Source organism: Mycobacterium mantenii (assembly GCF_010731775.1).
Classification (GTDB): domain Bacteria; phylum Actinomycetota; class Actinomycetes; order Mycobacteriales; family Mycobacteriaceae; genus Mycobacterium; species Mycobacterium mantenii.
Window position 1 is genome coordinate 5,834,838 of sequence record NZ_AP022590.1, and the last position, 19,257, is coordinate 5,854,094.

Consider the following 19,257-nt stretch of genomic DNA (forward strand, 5'->3'; position numbering starts at 1 on the left):
TGTGGTGAAGGAGGCGACGTGACCGACGAGTCGAGGCCATTTCGGGCTGAGATCGAGGAGATCCTTGTCAACCGTTCGAGCACGCGCTTCGGCAAGGTCGCTGCGGGTATGAAGCGAGGGCTCAGCGACGCCGAAATGGCGCAGGAGGCCGTCGCGGCCGGTGAGCCCATCCGCGCGGACAGCGTCGCGGCGGTGCGCAGGATCGTCCGCCTCTCCCTGGATGACGAACTCGTGACCGCGCCTTCCGAGGCCGAGGAGCAGGCCAACCTCTTCCGCGAGTTGCTGAATCACCACTGTTCGCCCGGATTGCTTCAACACATCACCAGCCGCTTGACCCGACTGCAGGCAGTTGGCCCCAATGTCAAGTTGACGCCGCTGGGCGCGGGCCACCTCGGCGCGAACGCCGCGTCGCAGCGAGAGAAGCTCCCGCCGCTTTGCCCAGTGTGCAATCAATTCCATAGTGGCGAGTGTCTGTGACGCGGCCCGCCAGAGCGGTCGGGGCCGACGACGACGTGGTGGAGTTCCGGTTCAACGTGTAGTCGAGTTCCAGTTCAACGTGAGCAAGTAGGCATCGCGCGGAATCGAGATTCGGCGACACGGGTTTCGGCAGCTGGTCTAATGATCGCCATGCCGCTTGTTGAACGTGCGCTTACCGCTCTGGCTCGCCAGCTCGGTGAACCAACTGGGTTCGCAGGCCGGGTGGTCGGACGGCTGCTCAACCGTGGCAATCGGTCAATTGTCGTCGCTGCGGTCGCCGCCACGGGTTGCGGACCAGCGGCCGAAGTCGCCGACATCGGATTTGGCGGAGGCGTCGGACTCGACATCTTGCTCGATCGCAACGGCACGGTTGTTCACGGCGTCGAGATGTCGGAGACGATGCTCACAGAAGCAAAGCGCAGGTTCTCTGACGACATTGCTCGCGGGCGGTTACGTCTGTATTCCGGTCGGATGGAGAGCCTGCCTCTCGAAGATTCCGCACTAGACGCGATCATCTCGACGAACACGATCTATTTCGTACCGGACCTCGCCGCAGCTCTGAGTGAGCTGGTTAGAGTGCTGCGGCCGGGCGGGCGACTGGTACTCGGGGTTGGTGATCCGGATCAGATGTCCAAAATGCCCTTCACCCGCCATGGATTCCGGTTGCGCCCCATCGACGAACTTGTGCCGACTATCCGCGAGGCGGGTTTTGGTCAGATTGAGGACAGGCGCGTCGGTGATGGCCAAGGCGCCTTCCATCTTTTGGTGTGCGACTTGCCGGGCTGACGTGGCGACTCCCTTGTGCACCACTTACAAAGCGGCGAGATGTTTATCGGTGACGGAACTCGGTCGCGTTCCGGTTCAACGTCTAGTCCGCCGCAGGACGGGCCGCCTATCCTTGCCGGGTGAGTGACACGTGCGAGCAGGGTTGTGACTGCTGCAGCACCGTCGATGTGGCGCCCATTCGAGACGGCGAGCGCGACGCCGAATGGGCGCGCGCCGCCAGCTGGGCCCGCTGGCTCGCCTGGGCGAGCCTGCTGTGGATGTGCGCCGAGGGCGCACTCGGCCTCTGGCAGGGATTCGCAACGGGTTCAATCTCTTTGACCGGCTGGGCGCTCGGCAGCGCGGTCGAAGGACTGGCGAGTTTAATCGTCGTCTGGCGGTTCACCGGGTCGCGCACCCTGTCGGCGACGGCCGAGCGGCAAGCGCAACGCGGTATCGCGGTTTCGTTCTGGCTCATCGCTCCGTACATCGCCGCGGAATCGGTGCACAACCTGCTCACACATGCGCGTCCGGAGAGCACGGTCATCGGCATCGTCCTAACCGCTCTGGCATTGGTGCTCATGCCGGGTTTGGGTTGGGCCAAGCGGAGACTGGGCCGAAGGCTGGAATCACAGGCAACCGCCGGAGAAGGTACACAAAACTACCTGTGCGCAGCCCAGGCCGCCGCAGTGCTGGCCACCCTGGCCGTCCTCGCCGTCTGGCCTGGCGGCTGATGGCTGGACGCGGCGGCCGGACTGGTCATCGCCGGCCTCGCCGTCTCGGAAGGGATCGAAGCCTGGCGCGGCCGCGATTGCTGCTGACGCCGCCGCGTGCATCCGCCGACCGACCGTGCCTAAACGCCCGGGGACGCCCGCCAAATCCGAATTACTACTTGCCCGGATCCCCGTCTAGGGAAATTCTGAAGGTATGGCGACTGTAAAGCGGGCTGTGCGGCGGTCTACGAGCGCCCTGGTGGGTGGCGCGCTGGTGCTGTCCGCACTGGGTTTGGCCGGCGGCACCGTCGCCCATGCGGCTCCGGCCCCGGCTCCCACCGGTCACTGGTGCCCGGGCGATCCATGGAACCCGGCCTGGGGCAATGTCTCCGACTGGGACTGGAACCACTGCCACGACTGGCAACGTCCGGGCGGCCCGTCGGCCCCCGCGGGGTGGGGACCCTGGGGCCCTCCGCCGGCGTGGGCACCACCGCAGCCGCCCCAACCGGCCTGGGCGCCCGGGGCGCAGATGATGTGGAACCCCACCGGCGCCGGTAGCTGGGGAATCTGGAACAACGGAATATGGACGCCGATCTGATCCGACCCCGCGGTCCAAATCGGGTGCAACTGGTGCGCCAGCTGAGCTGGAAGGCCGGGAGCACGCGCTCGACGAGCGCGAGGAAATCCTGGCCCATCGCGAGGCTGAACTCACGCGACGCGAATTTCAGGCCGGTAGAAGAGACCGGGTCGCCGATCAGCGCGACCGGATCGCGGACGAGCGCGAGCGGTTGGCGGACGAGCGCGAGTAACGCGCGGACGAACGCGAGGGCACGGCCGCGGAGCGCGAGCGCGTGCAACGCGTGGAAGAGCGAGGCATGCGCGCCCGCGCGAGGCGGGAGCAAGCCGACGTCGACCGTGAGACGGCGCGAAGCGAACGAGGCGGCGACGGCGCTTAGTCGGTGACCATGGGTACGCGCCCGCGGCAAACTGCAGAAACCGACCTCGGAACCACAGGTGTTTTGCTGCCGAAAATATACCGGTGTGTAATAAGTTGGCTCTAAATGCGGCGCAGGTCATTGTCCTTTTAGCGAATGACCTGCGCCACAAATTTTGGTTTGCAATAAATCTTATTGCTAGCCTCCCTGCCCATGGTCGTTATTGCAACATTGATGTCGTTGATCGGTCAGGTCTCCGGCACGCCTTATATTGCGGGTGGAGATTCGCCCGCCGGGACCGATTGTTCGGGACTCGCATCGTGGATTGCGAATGCGGCAACCGATAGGCCCGTTTTTGGAAATCGATTCAACACTGGAAACGAAGAGGGTGCATTGCTGGCGCGCGGCTTCCAATATGGAACCGCTCCCAACGCGTTGGTCATCGGCTGGAACGGTGGCCACACCGCGGTGACACTGCCGGATGGAACATCGGTCTCCAGCGGTGAGCGAGGCGGCGTCCACGTCGGTGGCCCCGGCGCCTACCAGGCCGGATTCACGCATCACATGTTCCTCCCGATGGCACCGGACGGTGGTGGCGCGCCACCGCCGGATGCTCCGCCGCCATTCTTCGCTCCGCCGCCCCCGCCGGATGCCTCGCCTCCGCCGCCGGATGCCCCGCCGCCCCCGCCGGATGCTCCGCCTCAGCCGCCGTTGGACGCCCCTGCGCCGCCGGCCGTTTTAATCGACGCTCCGGCACCACCACCTCCGCCGGCCCCCTGAATTACCTTTATCAGGCCGCGTGGGAATTGCTAATTGATAACAAATAGGCCGCATTCGCGCGGAGGATAATGGCGAGTTGTATCGCCCGGTCAACCCCGGTGGTTCGGTGTCCGGCGAATTGTGAAGTGTCACTGTTATCGGCCAATGTGTGACCCGCGCCACCAGTGACGCACGATTGTAATGCGGCGAAAGTGTGCTCATGTGCCATCTGTGGCGCATGAGCACACTTTGCTGTAACCATTACCCCGCGAACTTCCGTCCTACTGTCCCCGCCACGCGACGGCCACGGGCCGATAGGCTGGCGCTGCCCGCGGAGACCGGGCGGGCATAACTCCGAAGCAGCGAACCTAGGCGGGGCCGCAATGATCTTCATCGTCGTCAAGTTCGAGACCAAACCCGAGTGGACCGACCGGTGGCCGGATCTCGTCGCATCGTTCACCGCGGCCACGCGCGCCGAGGAAGGCAATCTGTGGTTCGAATGGTCGCGCAGCCTGAACAACCCGGCGGAGTACGTCTTGGTCGAGGCGTTCCGCGACGACGAGGCGGGCGGTGTCCACGTCAACAGCGATCACTTCAAGCGAGCGATGCGAGAGCTGCCTCAGGCGCTGAAGTCCACGCCCAAGATCATCAACCAGACCATCGACGCCACGGGCTGGTCGGAGATGGGCGAGATGGCGATTGGCTAGCTTTCGACTAGTCGAGCGCGATTTCGATCTCGTCGCCCAGGGCATAACCCGGTGTGAGTGGGAGCCTGTCCCCGCTCCAGAACGATCCCGGGTCGAAGTAGTTGGCGTACTTCTCCGTGGTCAGCAGCCCTATTTCCTCATAGGTGATGGCCACCGTTTCAGCGCAGTAGGCGACCTCCAGGCCCAGCCGCTGGCGCTCTTTGCGTCGCTGCGTCGATTCTCGAACCTTCTTGTCCACGAACGGGATTCCGCGCGTCCAGTCGTAGGCGTTCGGGAGCCGGCCGCGCAGCCACCGGCCGGTCAAGCGCATGGTGGTCGGAAACGCGGTGCCGTCCATCCGCGCGATCACGCGCAGCAGCTTGTTCTCCTGCTCCCGGGTGGCCGGCGGCGTCAGCTGGCGTAGCCAGCACCGTTGGTGGTAGCGCTGCGACCACTGCAACACCGATTGCGCAAGGTCGTTGAGTTGCACGCCACGATGATTCGTTCCGGTCCACAGGTCGACGAGCTTGTCACCCAGTTCGGCGTGCCAGATCAGCGGCGGCAGGTCGTCGATGGCCACCGTCATGCCGACGTGGTTCACGGGGCTGTTCGTCAGCGTCTGGATGGCGCGGTCCGGTCCCGAGCCGCCGCGGAACAGCCAGAGGTCGCCGGTGCGGGTCTGCTCGAGCGCTTGGTTCAAGGTGAGCATCGTCGTGTAAGCCCGTTCGCCGCTGCAGCTTTCGCCACTGTCGTCGCCAATACCAGCCCGGCGGTACGTCACGCGCGATGCGTTTGCCGTACGTTGCGGGCACACAAGTCAATCACAACCGGGCCATCACGACTCGGCTGCGCATAGCCTTGGTGTCATGCGCAATGTGTGGAAGTGGCTGGGGTTGGCCGGTGCCGCCGGTGTCGTCGCCGGGGGTGTGCTGGTGGTTCGCGACGAACGCAAACGACGCGCATACACCGCCGACGAGGTCCGCGGTCGGCTGCACCAGCGGTTGGCCGAATACGACGGGGACGGCCTTCAGTCCGGCTCGGAATCGGCCGGGGATTCGACGGCGAACAAGCGGTAGGTGCCCGAAAACCCCTTCAGCTCCGCGTCGCGGCCCCCGTCGAACCGGATCCCATCGCAGTCGGAAAGCGCGTCGCGCACGGGCTGACTCACCAGGATCTGGCCACCGACCGCCTGTGCGGCAACCCGAGCCGCCATCGCGACGTTGCGGCCGAACAGATCTTCGCCGCGGCGCACCGAGCGCCCCATGTGAATGCCGATCCGGACGCGAATCTCCTCGCGCCGCTTGCGATTCGCATCCCTGTGCAACGCACGCTGCAGGTCCATGCCGCACCGCACCGCTTGTTCGGCGCGAGCGAACGCGATCATGAATCCGTCGCCCTGGCTCTTCACCACATGACCGGACCGCCGCTGCACCAGATCCGAGACCAGCTTGTCGTGCGAGCTGATCAGCTTGACCCACGCCCGGTCGCCGATTCGCTCGTTGAGCGCGGTGGATTCCTCGATGTCGGAGAACAAGATCACCACCCGGCCGTCCGGGGTGACGCGGGCGAGGTCGGGTCGCTCGACTTCCGCCCAGTCCGCGAGGTCCTCGATGCTGCTGCGCACCGCCGCGCCGAAACCCTCCTTGCGCATCAGGTTGGCGGTGTTCCACACCCTTTTGACGGCCTCGCGACCACCCGACAGCAGCTGATTGCGGGTATCGGTCCGCTGGCGCAACTCGTCGAGCTCCCGCTGACTGCGCACGAGCAACTGCCACAGCACGATCAGGGCGACGCCTTCGAGCGCGGCGATCCCGGCAAGGATGTAGACCGCAACGTGCAGCGCGTCATGCATGCCGGTCATCCTTCCAAGGCTGCGGTCCACCCAGCTTGTCGGCCCAATTTGCAGTGTCTAGTGTTGAGTCCGCCGGCCGCGGGTAGTGATCTCAAGGGAGCCGATCAGGTGACTTTCGGGAGGAGCGATTTTGGCCGAGGACGACAGTAACCCATCTGACCTGCTGGTGATCTTCGGAATCACCGGCGATCTGGCGCGAAAAATGACGTTTCGCGCGTTGTACCGGCTCGAGCGCCGCAAGGAGCTGAACCATCCGATCGTGGGTGTGGCCAGCGACGACATCACCCTCGAGCAGCTACAGGGTCGGGCGCGCGATGCCATCAAGGCGTCGGGGGAGAAGTTCGACGACGCCGTCTTCGACCGGCTGGCGGACCGACTGTCCTACCTGCACGGCGACGTCACCGACGCCGATCTCTACAAGCAGCTCGCCAAGAAGATCCCGTCGGATTCCCATCCGCTCTACTACCTGGAAATGCCGCCGGCCTTGTTCGCGCCGATCGTGGAGAACCTGGCGAAAGCGGACCTGCTGGAGCGGGCGCGGGTGGCGGTGGAGAAACCGTTCGGCCACGACCTGGACTCGGCGCGCGACCTCAACGCGCGGCTACGCGCGGTGCTGGACGAAGACCAAATCCTGCGCGTGGACCACTTTTTGGGCAAACAGCCGGTCGAAGAATTGCAGTACCTGCGGTTCGCCAACAACGGGCTGGCCAAGCTGTGGGACCGCGACAGCATCTCCGAGATCCAGATCACCATGGCCGAGGACTTCGGCATCGAGGACCGCGGCAAGTTCTACGACGCGGTGGGCGCACTGCGCGACGTCGTGCAAAACCACCTGCTGCAGGTGCTGGCGCTGGTCGCCATGGAGCCGCCGGTCGGCGCGGGCGCCGACGACCTGAACGACAAGAAGGCCGAGGTTTTCCGGGCGATGCCGGCGCTGGATCCGGAGCGTTGCGTCCGCGGACAATACCGCGGCTACACCGACGTCGCGGGCGTGGCAAAGGATTCGACCACCGAGACCTACATCGCGCTGCGGACCGAGATCGACAACTGGCGCTGGGCCGGAGTGCCGATCTTCCTGCGCGCCGGAAAGGCGTTGCCGGAGAAGGTCACCGAGGTCCGGATGTTTCTGCACCACGTTCCCGGGTTTTCGTTCCTGCCCAACCGCCGGCCGCCCGAGTGCAACCAGATCGTGCTGCGCATCGACCCCGATCCCGGGATGCGGCTGCAGTTGTCCGCCCAGGCCCGCGATTCGTGGCACGACGTGCACCTGGACTCGTCGTTCGCCGAGGATCTCGGCGAACCGGTCCGGCCCTACGAGCGGTTGCTGTACGCCGCGTTCAACGGGGATCGCCAGCTATTCGCCCGTGAAGATGCCATCGAGGAGACGTGGCGCATCGTGCAGCCCGTCTTGGACAGGCCGGGCCGAATCCACCATTACGACCAGGGCTCCTGGGGACCCGAGGCCGCGCACGCGGTGGTGCGTGGTCACCACAACTGGCAAGAGCCGTGGTTGCCGCGCAGCACGCCCAACCAACACTAGGGAGACGGGACACGATGCAGCTTGGGATGATCGGCCTCGGCCGGATGGGCGCGAACATCGTCCGCCGCGTGGTCAACGACGGACACGAATGTGTGGTGTACGACCACAACCCCGACGCGGTCAAGGCGATGGCGGGGGAGGACAGGACCACCGGAGTGTCCTCGCTGCAGGAGCTCGCCGAGAAGCTGACGACGCCGCGGCTCGTCTGGGTCATGGTTCCGGCGGGGACGATCACCACCGGGGTGATCGGCGAGCTGGCCAAGACGCTCGAATCGGGGGACATCGTCATCGATGGCGGCAACTCCTACTACCGCGACGACATCAGTCACGCAAAGACACTGTCGGAGAAGGGGATTCACTTCCTGGACTGCGGGACCAGCGGTGGTGTGTGGGGCCGGGAACGCGGCTACTGCCTGATGGTCGGTGGCGACGATGAGGCCTTCGCATACGCCGAGCCGATTTTTGCCAGCGTCGCACCGGGCGTCGACGCGGCGCCGCGCACCCCCGGCCGGGACGGCGAGGTCGCGCAGGCGGAGAAGGGCTACCTGCATTGCGGGCCGGCCGGTGCCGGGCACTTCGTGAAGATGGTGCACAACGGAATCGAATACGGCATGATGGCTTCGCTCGCCGAGGGGTTGAACATTCTGCGCAATGCCGACATCGGCAAGCACGTGCAAGAGGGTGACGCCGAAACCGCACCGCTGTCCAACCCGGAGTTCTATCAGTACGACTTTGACATCCCCGACGTCGCCGAGGTGTGGCGTCGCGGCAGCGTCATCGGATCCTGGCTGCTGGACCTGACGGCGATCGCGCTGCACGACTCGCCGGATCTCAAGGAGTTCTCCGGCCGGGTGTCCGACTCCGGGGAGGGACGCTGGACCTCCATCGCGGCGATCGACGAGGGGGTGCCCTCACCGGTGCTCACCACCGCGCTGCAGTCCCGCTTCGCGTCGCGCTCGCTCGACGACTTCGCCAACAAGGCGCTCTCGGCGATGCGCAAGCAATTCGGCGGCCACGCCGAGAAGCCGGCGAACTAGCGGCGGTTGACGAACGCGACCACCGCGTCGCTGAAGGCGTCGTTGTCGTCGCCGGCCGCGGTGTGCCCGGCGTTGGACAGTTCGACGAACTCGGCGCGCGGCACGGTGGCCAGGAAGTGCCGTACGCCCTCGGGGCTCACCACGTCGGACAGCTTGCCGCGGATCAGCAAGACGGGGATCGTCAGATTCTTGGCGGCCTGCTCGAAGCTCTCGGTGCGCAGTTCGGGATCGTCGCCCGGCTTGGTCATGAACGCCGGGTCCCAGTGCCAGTACCAGCGGCCGTCGCGCAGGCGCAGGTTCTTTTTCAAGCCCTCGGGGCTACGTGGCTTGCTTCGGTAGGGCAGGTAGGCGGCGACGGCGTCGGCGGCCTGCTCCAGGGAGTCGAAGCCGTCGAGGCCGCTGAACATGAAATCCCGGATGCGGGCACTGCCGCCCTTTTCGAATCGGGGGACCACGTCGACGAGCACCAATCGGGTCACCTTCGCCGGTCCGGCCCGGTGAGCGGCGAGGATCCCGGTCAGCCCGCCCATGCTGGCCCCGATGATCGTCACGGGCCGGCCGATCGCGTTCAGCACCCGCATGACGTCGGCCGTCAGCGTCTCGATCTCGTAGTCGGCGTCGGGGGAGCGTGCACTGTCCCCATGCCCCCGCGAATCCAGCGCCACCACGTGCAGGCCCTCATCGGCCAGCGTCTGGCCGGTGCTTTTCCAGGAAAACCGGTTCTGGCCGCCCCCGTGCAACATCAGGATGCTCGGTCGCCCGGCACCGTCGGAGCTGCGGTTCCATTCGTCGGCGACCAGGGTAATCCCGTCGACACCGGCAAACTCAACCGTCTCGGGACTGCTACTGACGGTACTCATGCGATCTGACGTTACATAGGCCGGTTAAGCACTGTTCCGCGGGTGGACGACGCGATGAATTTCTGTCGGCGACGGGGTCTATCCATCGCGAAGACCAACGACCATCAAGGAGGCCCCGGCATGCCCTCGATCACCCCGTCGCTGTGGTTCGACGACAACATGGAGGAGGCCGCGAAGTTCTACACCTCGGTGTTCCCGAACTCCCACATCGAAGGGTTCAATCAGACCACCGACGCCGGACCGGGCCGGCCCGGTACCGTCCTGTCGGGCAGCTTCGTGCTGGACGGCACCCGGTTCATCGGCATCAACGGCGGTCCGCACTTCTCGTTCGACGAAGCGGTGTCTTTCACGATCCACTGCAAGGACCAGGACGAGGTCGACTACTACTGGAAGCGGTTGACCGACGGCGGCGAGGAATCACAATGCGGCTGGCTCAAAGACCGCTTCGGCCTGAGCTGGCAGATCGTCCCGGACCGCCTCTACGAACTGATCGGCGATCCCGATCGGGCGCGCGCGGCGGCGGCCACCCAGGCGATGTACGGCATGCGCAAGATCATGATCGCCGAGCTGGAACGGGCCGCCGCGCTGTAATGGTGAAAACGGCTGGGACAGAGATATTTTGACGTTCTGTCGACCCGGGGCGGTGCGTCGTGCGGCCGCACAGGTTAGGTTGATCCCTGCGGAGGCGTCGAGCAGGGAGTGGACATGGCTGAACCAGGCTGGATCGACGTGACCAGCCCCGCGGGGGACCTCAAGGCCCTCACCTGGGGCCCCAAGGACGGCCCCCTCGCGTTGTGCCTGCACGGCTTCCCCGACACGCCCTACGGCTGGCGCAAGGTGGCTCCCCGGCTTGCCGCGGCGGGATGGCGGGTGGTCGCGCCCTTCATGCGCGGATACGCGCCGTCGTCGATCCCGGTCGACGGCGGCTATCAGGTCGGCGCGCTGATGGACGACGCCCTGCGGGTGCGCTCGGCCGCCGGCGGCACCGACAACGACGTGATCATCGGCCACGACTGGGGCGCGATCGCCGGCACCGGACTGGCCGCCATGCCCGACAGCCCCTTCACTAAGGCGGTGATCATGTCGGTGCCCCCGTCGGCGGCGTTCCGTCGGCGCGGCGGTAGCGCTGGAGAGCGGGGCCGGCTGGCCGCCCATGTGGCGCGGCAGGCCTTTCGCAGCTGGTACATCATGTACTTCCTATTGCCCTGGCTGCCAGAGCATTCCGCGTCCTGGGTGTTGCCGCTGCTGTGGCGGCGGTGGTCGCCGGGCTATCGCGCCGACGAGGACTTGCGGCACGTCGACGCCGCGATCGGGGCGCCGGAGAGCTGGCGCGCGGCCCTGGGACCGTACCGCGCCACCATTCGCAACACCCGGCCCTCGGCGCGGTATGCCGAATTGAACCAGCTGTGGACCCAAGAACCCGTGCTGCCGTGCCTGTACCTGCATGGCCGCGACGACGGTTGCATGACACCGGCTTTCGCAAGTTGGGCGGAGAAGGTGCTGCCCGCGGGCAGCGAGGTCGCCATCGTCGAACACGCCGGCCATTTCCTGCAACTCGAACAACCCGACAAGGTCGCCGATCTGGTGCTCGGGTTCATCGGCTCACCCGGCTGACACGGGGTCGGGTCGTGGCGGGACACCGGATGGCGGCGGTCGATGCGCAGTTCTACTGGATGTCGGCCAAAATCCCCAACGACGAGTTTCTGCTCTACGCGTTCGACGGCGAGCCCGCCGATTACCCGCGCGCCGTCGAGCAGCTCTGCCGGCGGGCCAACGCCGACCCGGCGCTGACGATGCGGGTCCGCGACCGAAGCCGATGGCGCTACCCGCGGTGGGTGCCCGCGGCGGTCACGCCCGAGCAGGTGGTCCGCCACAGCCTCGCCGATCAGAGCTGGGACGACGTCCTGGCGGCCGTCGCCGGCCTCGCCGATGACCAACTGGACATTCGCCGTACGGCCTGGCGGCTGCACGCCTTCACCCCGGTGCGCGGCATTCCGGGCGTCGCCGGGCCCGGCGCCGTCGCGGTCCTGCAGGTCGCGCACGCGCTGGCCGACGGCGCCCGCTCCGCGGCGATGGCGGCGTGGCTGTTCGGCCGGCCCGACCCCGTGCCCCGGGTGCCCAGCCCACGGCCGGGATTCCTGCCCTGGCGCGCCGTCCAGGCGGCGCGCACCCATCACCGGCGCGAGCGCGACATCCGCGCGGGCCTGCTCGCTCCCAGGGCCGGGCCGCGTCCGTTGCTGCCGACGAACGCGCGCCCCGACGGCGCCCGCGCGGTGCGGACGTTGGTGCGACACCGTTCGCAGCTGCCCGGTCCCACGGTCACCGTCGGCGTGCTCAGCGCGGTCTCCGAGGCGCTGTCCAATCTCATTGGGGAGCAGACCGATTCGCTGGGTGCCGAGGTTCCAATGGCCAAAGCCGGTACACCGCACGCGCACAACCATTTCGGCAACATCGTGGTGGGGCTGTACCCAAAGCTCGGACCCCAAGCCCGCGCCGAGCGGATCGCGGCCGACCTGGCCAACGGGCGGCGCCGCTTCGGCCACCCGGCCACCCGGGCCGCCGACCGGGCGTTCGCGGCGATGCCGGCCGGGCTGTTGCATTGGGGCATAGCACAATTCGACGCCCAAGAGAATGCGACGCAGGTGTACGGAAATACCGTGGTGTCCAGCGTCAATCGCGGGGCGGCCGATCTGAGCTTCGGAGGCGCCCGCGCGGTGCTGACGTCGGGATACCCGGCGCTGTCGCCGATGATCGGGCTGACGCACGGCGTGCATGGACTCGGCCAGACCATCGCGATCAGCGTGCACGCAGCCGAGTCGGCCGTCCCGGACATTGACGCCTACGTAGCGCTGCTCGAGGCCGCGCTATAGCTATTTCGCGAGCTATTGCGCGTCACCGGATCTGGCCGCCTCTTCGCGGGTCAGACCAGAGGCGACGATCAGCTCCTCATGCAGTTCGAACCACACCGTGTGGTAGGAGTCGATCAACGGACGGCTTAGCCACGTCGTCTCCCCGGCCTTAATTTTGTCCAGTGCCGCAGTCAGTTTCATCGCGTAGGCGCTCAACCGCGGCAGTTGTGCCGCAGCCGCCTCGATGATCGGCATCACGCGCGCGTGCACATCGTCGAGACGGGCCAGCACCGCGGCGTCGTAGTCGGCGTCGTCGTGGGTGTTGGGAACGCCGGCCGGTCCACCCTTGAGCTGCCAATCCGTCACCAGACGTTTGAAATCGGCGTTGACGGCCCGGAAGTCGTCATAGGCGGCGGCCATCGCGGTCGGCTCCATGCCCTCGCGCTCCTCGGCGAGCAACCCCGCGAGCCGCTCGCTGCCGCTGAGCGTGATCCGCAACGTCGCACCTCCGGTCAGCAGGCCCGCGGCGGTCAGCCGCTCGACAACGGGGGTGATGTCGCCGAGGTCCGCACCCAGCGTCGCGGCCAGGTCGGCAGGACTCACCCGACCCTTGAGCCGAACCCCTTGCAGCACAGCCAGTTCAGTCATGACGCTGCCCCCGATGCCAGGCGCAGCGCGATCAGCATCACGATCAATGGCGTCGCCGAGACCACATCGGTATGCCCGCCGTCCAGCATGGCGCGCACGGCCGCTTCGGAGCTTTCCTTCAGCCGCGGGTAGTCGCCCGCGGCATGGGCACGCAGCGGGCTGATCCCCCGGGCGATGTTCGTCAGCTCACGCAGTTCCGGAGTATCGTCTTCCGACCATGCCGACAGGCTCAGATTGCCTTCGCGCACTTCGCCTTCGCCGCCGTCAACGGTGATGTGCTTTCCGGCCAGCGTTGCCGCGACCCCGCTGCCGCAGCCCACCACGGCCACCCGGCCGAGTTCGCGGCTGACCACGGCCGCATGGCTGGCGGCGCCGCCGACCTCGGTGACGATGCCCTGCGCGGCCAGCATGCCCGACACGTCTTCGGGCCGGGTGTGATCGCGCACCAGGATCACCGGCTCGCCGCGATCGGCGGCGCGCAGTGCCTCGTCGACATCGGTGTACGCCGTGCCCGAGGCCACCCCCGGGCACGCCGGTAGACCCTTGGCTAAAAGTGGTGCCGCCAAACGTGTTTCCGGCTGTAGGCCGGGCTGCAACAGGGTCTGGACATGCGCCGGGGTCACCCGCCGCAGTGTCTCCGCGTCGTCGATGAGTCCCTCGTGCCGCAGCTGCAACGCCGAGCGCACCGCCGCCTGCGCCGAGCGCTCCGCCGCCCGTGTCTGCAGCAGCCACAGCTTGCCGTCCTCGACGGTGAACTCGATCTCCTGGATGTCGGAGTCCAACCGCTCCAAGCGGCGGGCGGCGTCGATCAGCTCGTCGTAGACGGCCGGCTGCTCGTCGCGGAGTGCGGTGATCGGTTCGACGTCGACCGATCCCGATACCACGTCGTCGCCCTGGCCGCCGGGCAGCCATTCGCCGAACGGTTCGTTGTCGCCGGTGATCGGATTGCGGGAAAAGAAGGCTCCGGCACCGGAATCGGGGCCGTGGTTGCCGAACACCATCGCCTGCACGACGACCGCGGTGCCGTGCTGATCGTCGATTCGGTAGTGGGCGCGATAGGCAACCGCGCGAGGTGAGTGCCACGAGGCGAACACCGCCTCGATGGCGGCCCGCAATTGCGCGTACGGGTCGGACGGCACCGATTCGTGTTCGCCAACGCCGACGATGCGCCGATACATGTCCGAGAACCGGCGGCGGGTGTCGTGGGCGAACGCTTCGCTACCGTCCACCGCCAGTGCCCGCTCGACGGCGTCGTCGATGCCGAGATCGAGGATGGTGTCCATCATGCCCGGCATGGACTGGGTGGCCCCGGAGCGCACGCTGACCAGCAGGGGATGCGGGCCTCGCCCGAATGTGCGCGACGTCTGCGCCTCCAGCCAGCGCATCCGGTCGAGCACGGCATCCCAGACGGCGTCCATGGTCGCCCCGGGATCGGCCAGATACCGCAGGCCCACCGCGGTGGTGATGCAGAACGCGGGCGGCACCGGCAGGCTGTGCCGGCGCATCGCCTCGATGCCGTGGCCCTTATTGCCCAGCAGCTCCCGCGGGTGGCCCGATTTGCCGTCCAGCAACACCACGGAATGCTCGATCGGCGGGGCCTCGTGTGCGCTCGACGCGTGTTGGTGGGCGCCGCCTCGTGCGGTACGAGCCGTGGTGCACCCCCTCTGTGGTGTAGCTGCTCATCGGGCCAACGTCGGAACGACCGCTATGTTCCCACACCGACCTGCGGATTCGGCGACGTAGCTGCTCGGCGGCTATTGCCCTGGCACCCTGCCGATGATCTAGGTTTACAGATATGACTTCGTATGACACGTTCCATGATGTCGGGTTACTGATCCTGCGGCTGGTGTTAGGCGTGACGTTGGCCGCCCACGGCTACAACAAGTTCTTCGGCGGTGGCCGCATCCCGGGCACGGCGCGGTGGTTCGAGAGCATCGGCATGAAGCCCGGTAAGTTTCACGCGACCGTGGCAGCCAGCACGGAAATGGCCGCCGGCCTGGGCCTGGCCGCCGGCTTGCTCACCCCGATCCCGGCGGCGGGCTTCGTTTCGCTGATGCTGGTCGCGGCCTGGACGGTGCACCGCGCGAACGGCTTCTTCATCGTCAAAGAGGGTTGGGAATACAACCTGGTGCTGGCGGTCAGTGCGGTCGCGGTAGCGACGGTGGGGGCCGGCAAGTACAGCCTGGACTGGCTGATCTTCGGCAAGAACTGGATGGACGGCTGGCAGGGCCTGCTGATCTCGGCCGGGCTGGGCCTGGCCGGGGCGATCGGTCAGCTGGCCATCTTCTACCGGCCGCCAGCCAAGCAAGCCGGTTGATCAGGGGTCATCGTCTTCTTCCGCGAGGACCTTTTCGGGGTGGTGGAAGGTGTTGGGCGGGGTTGACCGCGAATCTGCGAACTACACTTCACCCACTTGCCGACTGGTGGCGCGGCTGTCAGTAGTGCGGGGTCTGCGGCGTCGCAATCTGTTGGCCCGCATCGGCCTGCAGCGATTCCCGGACAAGCTGTTTGAGTCGACGACGACCGGCGCGCCGACGCCAGGGATTGAGAAGCGTCTCCGCAGGCGACAGCCGATCAACCGCAGCGATCACTAGTACGCTCACGGCCGAGTTGCTCGTTGGCCCGGTCGGCCAGGCAATCGTAATGGGCCGTTATGTCCTCGACCTTCTGAAAGCCGGGCGCGTTGATCTTAAGCGCGCGGAAACGCTCGAACTCAAAGGTTGCGGCGCCCAGCGCCTCCCAGCATGGTGCGTCGACAATGGTCAATCTGCCAATCGCAAACGCATGGTTTAGGACGTGCCCCGCAGTGGCCGCCGCCTTTGCGGCCGGCGATGGGCCGGGCCCGTTGTCGTCGATGACACCCTCCTGCAGATGGGCATGCCTGTCGGCCAGTTCAAGTTCGGCCATACGCAACTCGAGCTCGCGGGCCTGGAACTCGAAATTGGCCGCGACAATGTCGCTGATGGCTTGCCGCTGTGGCGCCCGGTAGGTGTCAAGGCTGCGCCGGTGCTCACGCCTCCACGCCAGGCCGAATGTTGCCACGGAACCGATCACACCACCAGTGACGTACTTGAGGCCCTCGCGGCTCTCGAAGACTTGACCGCCTCCAAAACCCACGACATAAACCGGAGGCTATCGGCGTGTAGCGACGGCCCGGCACCTTTCACGTCGGCGGGCCGCTGCCGTCGATAGACGTGGCGGATGCGCTGCTGGATGAACGCTACGACATGGTCGGGGACACTTGCTACAGGAATTTTCACAAATCCGCATGTACCTAACCTCGCACGCGCTTAGGCTTCTATCGGCGAATTCGGGCAACGTCACCAACGCGAACCTCACCAAGGGGGTTTGGCAAGCATGTTGTCCCGCGCAACTGTGATCGCAACACGCGCCTTCGCAACTGGAGTTGCGGTGGCTGGAATCGCCTTCGCGGCACCGGCTCATGCGGACGATGCTGACTTTATTCAGTTTCTAACGGAACACGGCCTCGGCTGCGGGGAAGGATCAATCAAGTGCAAAAGTGCCGACGATCTGATCCAACTTGGCCACTCTGTGTGCTACGACATCGACGTCAACGGACAAACCCCGGTACGAGCCGCCGATAAGGCTGTAGAGATCGGCGAGGGCTGGATCAACAGGGAGCAAGCCGCAGATCTAGTCGCCGCGTCCATCGTTAATTACTGCCCGTGGGATAAAGCCCAGGTCTCGGGCGGCACAGGGGACGGCGACACTTAACAGCTGACGGAAGCTTTGGCTGCATGTTGTCTCGGGCGGTTCTTCTCGCGGCAGCTAAGGAGATTCAATTGAAGAAAATCACACTGGTCACCACGGCCGCCGTCGCCATGCTGATCCTCAGTGGCGGAGGTGCTCAAGCAGATCCGCCACCCCCACCTGCTCCACCGAGCCCAGCCCCCGGGCTCTCACCCGACGCAGCGCAGGCTTACCAGCGCCAGTGGGAGCGGATGCAGTCCTACCCATGCGGGTTGTCCATCCAGTCCGATCCGATGCCGCACTGGGCATTTTGAGGTGAGCCCGTCGTAGTGGTCCAGTCGTTGTGGGACTCTGTTGGCCGAGTGTTCGGGCAGGAAGAATCGACGACGACATGGCATCGAACAAGCGCCGGCGGCATACGCCGGATCAGATCATCCGCAAGCTCGCCGAGGGCAAACAAGCTGCTCGCGTCGGGTCAGGAGCTGGCTGAGGTTTGCCGGCATCTGGAGGTTGCGGAGTCCACGTGGCACCGCTGGGTGGCCCAGTACGGCGGCAAGAAGGCCAACGACGCCAAGCGGCTCAAGGAACTCGAAGCCGAGAACGCCCGACTCAAGAAACTGGTGGCCAACCAGGCCCTCGACATCGACATGCTCAAGGAGATCTCGGCGGGAAACTTCTAACCCCGAGCCGCAAGCGCAGTGCCGTTACGGCGTTGCGCGACCGGTTCGGGGTGTCTGAGCGCCGCGCCTGCACCGTGGTGGGCATCCACCGCTCCACAATGCGCCTGACCCCGGCGCCGATCACCACCGAGGAGGCCGAGTTGCGGGCCTGGCTGCGCCGGTTCTCCACCGAGCGGCCCCGTTGGGGGTGGCGGCGAGCCGCGAAGATGGCCCGCCGCCCCGGGTGGCAGGTCAACAACAAGCGCATCCACCGGCTGTGGCGTGCCGAGGGCCTGCGGGTCCCGCAGCGCCGCCGCAAGAAACGGTTGACCGGTATCGGTGTCGCTGTGGGCGCGATGTCGCCGATTCGCCCGAATGCCATCTGGGCGATGGACTTTCAATTCGACACGACCGCCGACGGCCGCATTTTGAAGATGTTGAACGTGATAGAGAGTTCACCCGTGAAGCGCTCGCGATCGAGGTTGATCGCCGCATCGGCGCCGACGGTGTCGTCGAGGTGTTGGATCGACTGGCTCTCACCCACGGGGCGCCGCACTACGTGCGGTTCGACAACGGCCCGGAGTTCGTGGCGCACGCCGTGCATGACTGGTGCCGATTCCACTGTGCTGGCTCATTTTTCATCGATCCAGGGTCGCCGTGGCAGAAACGCCTGGATCGAGTCGTTCAACGGCCGGCTGCGTGACGAATTACTCAACGCGTGGCGCTTCGACTCCCTGCTGGAAGCCCGCGTGATCATCGAAGACTGGCGTCGCGACTACAACGCCAACCGGCCCCACTCCGCCCACGGTGAACTCACCCCGGCCGAGTCCGCTCTACAGTGGACCACGACCCATCAACCCCAAGCCGCATAGCGACTGGACTACCAAAAGTGGGGAATGATGTTGTGGTTGTGCCAGCCTGCACGGAGTCAAACGTCCTGGAGCTGCGCCAGACGCCGCTCCCGGGCGATGAGAAAGAGTGGAACGGCCACGCTGATATCGACGACGAACCCCAGCACGACGTACACCCACAGGTACTTGACGTCGGTCCTGCGTGCCTCGACAACCATGAAGACCAGCACTGCGACGGAAACCAACGTCAGGTCGATGGTCATTGAGCTGACCGCGTGATTGGCGAAACAGCTGGCGAGGAAGTCGAGCGTGTCTCCGCCGGCCGAGAAGTACGCGATGTTGTGCGCCCAGGTGGCGATGAGCGCCACCAGCGCGATCACACCGTAAAGGATGCAGAGGTTTCTTCGAGCAGCGGTCATACCCGTCAGTATTTGGTCATCAGAGCAATTGTCAATACCTGTGGATCGGGTTGTTTCAGGAAACCTCCGTTTCGGTTGGTTCGATAGGTTCGGTGAGCGTGATGTCGATGAGGCGTTCGAGCAGTTTGCCTTTTTGGAGCACACCGCGCGGCATGGACGAGGCGACTAGGTGCGGGACGTTGGCGGCCCGCACCCGTGCTTATGAGCGCTCAATGACCTTGTAAGCCATGACAATACCGGCCGCACGTGAACGCGGGCCCTTGGTCACTTTGGTCGTCAAACGCACGGTCGCGAATATCGACTAATCGGATTGGCGGCGCGCAGGTGAACCCAGTGCTCGGCCGGATACTTTGTAGAAGTCCAGCAGCAAGTCGGCGTCCTCGACGATCTTGGCGACCACCTTGGGATGCGTGGCACCGTAGTCGGTCTCGAACGCCTCTGATCGCAACTTGGGCGTGCTCCATTTCGCTTACGTCCCTCACGGTCGATGAGTACGGCC

The 19,257-nt window shown here is 65.9% G+C and carries 21 protein-coding genes and 4 pseudogenes; 17 read left to right on the plus strand and 8 right to left on the minus strand.

Going from position 1 to position 19,257, the window contains the following annotated elements:
• The first annotated feature begins 18 nt into the window (after window positions 1-18).
• The 7 genes and pseudogenes from G6N50_RS26970 (at window position 19) to G6N50_RS26995 (ending at window position 4,353) form a co-directional block, all read left to right on the plus strand.
• A complete protein-coding gene (locus G6N50_RS26970) occupies window positions 19-477 on the plus strand; it encodes a hypothetical protein (RefSeq protein WP_083096219.1) in 459 nt (152 codons plus the stop codon).
• A gap of 141 nt (window positions 478-618) precedes the next feature.
• Window positions 619-1,263 carry a class I SAM-dependent methyltransferase gene (locus G6N50_RS26975; protein ID WP_083096217.1) on the plus strand — a complete coding sequence of 215 codons (645 nt, stop codon included), beginning with the start codon at window positions 619-621 and terminating at the stop codon, window positions 1,261-1,263.
• Window positions 1,264-1,430: 167 nt separating this feature from the next.
• Window positions 1,431-2,060: pseudogene (locus G6N50_RS26980) on the plus strand (cation transporter).
• Between the two features lie 106 nt (window positions 2,061-2,166).
• The gene (locus tag G6N50_RS26985; RefSeq protein WP_083096215.1) at window positions 2,167-2,550 is read left to right on the plus strand and encodes a hypothetical protein; all 384 of its coding nucleotides are present in this window, start codon (window positions 2,167-2,169) and stop codon (window positions 2,548-2,550) included.
• A 46-nt stretch (window positions 2,551-2,596) separates the two neighbouring features.
• A pseudogene (locus tag G6N50_RS29935) lies at window positions 2,597-2,908 on the plus strand (hypothetical protein).
• Window positions 2,909-3,100: 192 nt separating this feature from the next.
• Window positions 3,101-3,667, plus strand: coding sequence for a peptidoglycan endopeptidase (locus tag G6N50_RS26990; protein WP_170298338.1), 567 nt, complete (start codon window positions 3,101-3,103; stop codon window positions 3,665-3,667).
• Between the two features lie 362 nt (window positions 3,668-4,029).
• Window positions 4,030-4,353: a putative quinol monooxygenase gene (locus G6N50_RS26995; RefSeq protein ID WP_083096212.1), complete on the plus strand. Its 324-nt coding sequence runs from the start codon at window positions 4,030-4,032 to the stop codon at window positions 4,351-4,353.
• Between the two features lie 7 nt (window positions 4,354-4,360).
• Here the strand turns inward: G6N50_RS26995 and G6N50_RS27000 are convergent, their stop codons facing one another.
• Entirely contained in the window at window positions 4,361-5,041 is a 681-nt protein-coding gene (locus tag G6N50_RS27000) for a guanylate cyclase (RefSeq protein WP_083096288.1), read from the minus strand.
• Window positions 5,042-5,198: 157 nt separating this feature from the next.
• Between G6N50_RS27000 and G6N50_RS27005 the strand changes: the two genes are divergently transcribed.
• On the plus strand, window positions 5,199-5,408 hold the full coding sequence (locus tag G6N50_RS27005; RefSeq protein ID WP_083096210.1) for a hypothetical protein: 210 nt from the start codon (window positions 5,199-5,201) through the stop codon (window positions 5,406-5,408).
• On the opposite strand, the gene G6N50_RS27010 is transcribed toward G6N50_RS27005, so the two are convergent.
• On the minus strand, window positions 5,360-6,193 hold the full coding sequence (locus G6N50_RS27010; protein ID WP_083096209.1) for an adenylate/guanylate cyclase domain-containing protein: 834 nt from the start codon (window positions 6,191-6,193) through the stop codon (window positions 5,360-5,362). The genes G6N50_RS27005 and G6N50_RS27010 overlap by 49 nt on opposite strands.
• A 121-nt stretch (window positions 6,194-6,314) precedes the next feature.
• Here G6N50_RS27010 and G6N50_RS27015 point away from each other — a divergent pair, with 121 nt between their 5' ends.
• Together G6N50_RS27015 and gnd are read left to right on the plus strand one after the other, a co-directional pair.
• Window positions 6,315-7,724 carry a glucose-6-phosphate dehydrogenase gene (locus G6N50_RS27015; protein WP_083096207.1) on the plus strand — a complete coding sequence of 470 codons (1,410 nt, stop codon included), beginning with the start codon at window positions 6,315-6,317 and terminating at the stop codon, window positions 7,722-7,724.
• Window positions 7,725-7,738: 14 nt separating this feature from the next.
• Window positions 7,739-8,761, plus strand: a complete 1,023-nt coding sequence (gene gnd / locus G6N50_RS27020; protein WP_083096205.1) for a phosphogluconate dehydrogenase (NAD(+)-dependent, decarboxylating) — start codon at window positions 7,739-7,741, stop codon at window positions 8,759-8,761.
• Here the strand turns inward: gnd and G6N50_RS27025 are convergent.
• Entirely contained in the window at window positions 8,758-9,621 is an 864-nt protein-coding gene (locus tag G6N50_RS27025) for an alpha/beta fold hydrolase (RefSeq protein WP_083096203.1), read from the minus strand. The genes gnd and G6N50_RS27025 overlap by 4 nt on opposite strands.
• A gap of 120 nt (window positions 9,622-9,741) precedes the next feature.
• On the opposite strand from G6N50_RS27025, the gene G6N50_RS27030 reads away from it, so the two are divergent.
• The 3 genes from G6N50_RS27030 (at window position 9,742) to G6N50_RS27040 (ending at window position 12,491) form a co-directional block, all read left to right on the plus strand.
• Window positions 9,742-10,212, plus strand: coding sequence for a VOC family protein (locus G6N50_RS27030; protein ID WP_083096287.1), 471 nt, complete (start codon window positions 9,742-9,744; stop codon window positions 10,210-10,212).
• A gap of 114 nt (window positions 10,213-10,326) precedes the next feature.
• On the plus strand, window positions 10,327-11,235 hold the full coding sequence (locus G6N50_RS27035; protein ID WP_083096285.1) for an alpha/beta fold hydrolase: 909 nt from the start codon (window positions 10,327-10,329) through the stop codon (window positions 11,233-11,235).
• 14 nt (window positions 11,236-11,249) lie between these two features.
• Window positions 11,250-12,491, plus strand: a complete 1,242-nt coding sequence (locus G6N50_RS27040; RefSeq protein ID WP_232068841.1) for a WSD1 family O-acyltransferase — start codon at window positions 11,250-11,252, stop codon at window positions 12,489-12,491.
• A 12-nt stretch (window positions 12,492-12,503) separates the two neighbouring features.
• On the opposite strand, the gene G6N50_RS27045 is transcribed toward G6N50_RS27040, so the two are convergent.
• Window positions 12,504-13,118, minus strand: coding sequence for a MarR family transcriptional regulator (locus G6N50_RS27045; RefSeq protein WP_083096202.1), 615 nt, complete (start codon window positions 13,116-13,118; stop codon window positions 12,504-12,506).
• Window positions 13,115-14,707, minus strand: a complete 1,593-nt coding sequence (locus G6N50_RS27050; protein ID WP_083096200.1) for a pyruvate, phosphate dikinase — start codon at window positions 14,705-14,707, stop codon at window positions 13,115-13,117. The genes G6N50_RS27045 and G6N50_RS27050 overlap by 4 nt, the downstream gene beginning before the upstream one ends.
• A gap of 206 nt (window positions 14,708-14,913) precedes the next feature.
• Between G6N50_RS27050 and G6N50_RS27055 the strand changes: the two genes are divergently transcribed.
• Window positions 14,914-15,435: a DoxX family protein gene (locus G6N50_RS27055; RefSeq protein ID WP_067833719.1), complete on the plus strand. Its 522-nt coding sequence runs from the start codon at window positions 14,914-14,916 to the stop codon at window positions 15,433-15,435.
• A gap of 257 nt (window positions 15,436-15,692) precedes the next feature.
• Here G6N50_RS27055 and G6N50_RS27060 read toward each other — a convergent pair whose 3' ends face one another.
• Window positions 15,693-16,235 carry a hypothetical protein gene (locus G6N50_RS27060; protein WP_083096198.1) on the minus strand — a complete coding sequence of 181 codons (543 nt, stop codon included), beginning with the start codon at window positions 16,233-16,235 and terminating at the stop codon, window positions 15,693-15,695.
• Window positions 16,236-16,475: 240 nt separating this feature from the next.
• Between G6N50_RS27060 and G6N50_RS27065 the strand changes: the two genes are divergently transcribed.
• The 3 genes and pseudogenes from G6N50_RS27065 (at window position 16,476) to G6N50_RS27075 (ending at window position 18,360) form a co-directional block, all read left to right on the plus strand.
• On the plus strand, window positions 16,476-16,853 hold the full coding sequence (locus tag G6N50_RS27065; RefSeq protein WP_083096196.1) for a DUF732 domain-containing protein: 378 nt from the start codon (window positions 16,476-16,478) through the stop codon (window positions 16,851-16,853).
• A 68-nt stretch (window positions 16,854-16,921) separates the two neighbouring features.
• The gene (locus G6N50_RS27070; RefSeq protein ID WP_158086087.1) at window positions 16,922-17,143 is read left to right on the plus strand and encodes a hypothetical protein; all 222 of its coding nucleotides are present in this window, start codon (window positions 16,922-16,924) and stop codon (window positions 17,141-17,143) included.
• A 77-nt stretch (window positions 17,144-17,220) separates the two neighbouring features.
• Window positions 17,221-18,360, plus strand: a pseudogene (locus G6N50_RS27075) (IS3 family transposase).
• A gap of 56 nt (window positions 18,361-18,416) precedes the next feature.
• On the opposite strand, the gene G6N50_RS27080 reads toward G6N50_RS27075, so the two are convergent.
• Entirely contained in the window at window positions 18,417-18,758 is a 342-nt protein-coding gene (locus G6N50_RS27080; protein WP_083096195.1) for a DUF2834 domain-containing protein, read from the minus strand.
• Between the two features lie 55 nt (window positions 18,759-18,813).
• Window positions 18,814-19,216, minus strand: a pseudogene (locus tag G6N50_RS29625) (transposase); the annotation flags it as partial.
• Window positions 19,217-19,257: the final 41 nt, after the last annotated feature.

Excerpts from the sequence above, each read along its gene's own strand:
- G6N50_RS26975 (WP_083096217.1), top strand. The coding sequence starts at position 619 with ATGATCGCCATGCCGCTTGTTGAACGTGCGCTTACCGCTCTGGCTCGC.
- G6N50_RS26985 (WP_083096215.1), top strand. The coding sequence starts at position 2,167 with ATGGCGACTGTAAAGCGGGCTGTGCGGCGGTCTACGAGCGCCCTGGTG.
- G6N50_RS26990 (WP_170298338.1), top strand. The coding sequence starts at position 3,101 with ATGGTCGTTATTGCAACATTGATGTCGTTGATCGGTCAGGTCTCCGGC.
- G6N50_RS26995 (WP_083096212.1), top strand. The coding sequence starts at position 4,030 with ATGATCTTCATCGTCGTCAAGTTCGAGACCAAACCCGAGTGGACCGAC.
- G6N50_RS27000 (WP_083096288.1), bottom strand. The coding sequence starts at position 5,041 with ATGCTCACCTTGAACCAAGCGCTCGAGCAGACCCGCACCGGCGACCTC.
- G6N50_RS27005 (WP_083096210.1), top strand. The coding sequence starts at position 5,199 with ATGCGCAATGTGTGGAAGTGGCTGGGGTTGGCCGGTGCCGCCGGTGTC.
- G6N50_RS27010 (WP_083096209.1), bottom strand. The coding sequence starts at position 6,193 with ATGACCGGCATGCATGACGCGCTGCACGTTGCGGTCTACATCCTTGCC.
- gnd (WP_083096205.1), top strand. The coding sequence starts at position 7,739 with ATGCAGCTTGGGATGATCGGCCTCGGCCGGATGGGCGCGAACATCGTC.
- G6N50_RS27025 (WP_083096203.1), bottom strand. The coding sequence starts at position 9,621 with ATGAGTACCGTCAGTAGCAGTCCCGAGACGGTTGAGTTTGCCGGTGTC.
- G6N50_RS27030 (WP_083096287.1), top strand. The coding sequence starts at position 9,742 with ATGCCCTCGATCACCCCGTCGCTGTGGTTCGACGACAACATGGAGGAG.
- G6N50_RS27035 (WP_083096285.1), top strand. The coding sequence starts at position 10,327 with ATGGCTGAACCAGGCTGGATCGACGTGACCAGCCCCGCGGGGGACCTC.
- G6N50_RS27045 (WP_083096202.1), bottom strand. The coding sequence starts at position 13,118 with ATGACTGAACTGGCTGTGCTGCAAGGGGTTCGGCTCAAGGGTCGGGTG.
- G6N50_RS27055 (WP_067833719.1), top strand. The coding sequence starts at position 14,914 with ATGACTTCGTATGACACGTTCCATGATGTCGGGTTACTGATCCTGCGG.
- G6N50_RS27065 (WP_083096196.1), top strand. The coding sequence starts at position 16,476 with ATGTTGTCCCGCGCAACTGTGATCGCAACACGCGCCTTCGCAACTGGA.
- G6N50_RS27080 (WP_083096195.1), bottom strand. The coding sequence starts at position 18,758 with ATGACCGCTGCTCGAAGAAACCTCTGCATCCTTTACGGTGTGATCGCG.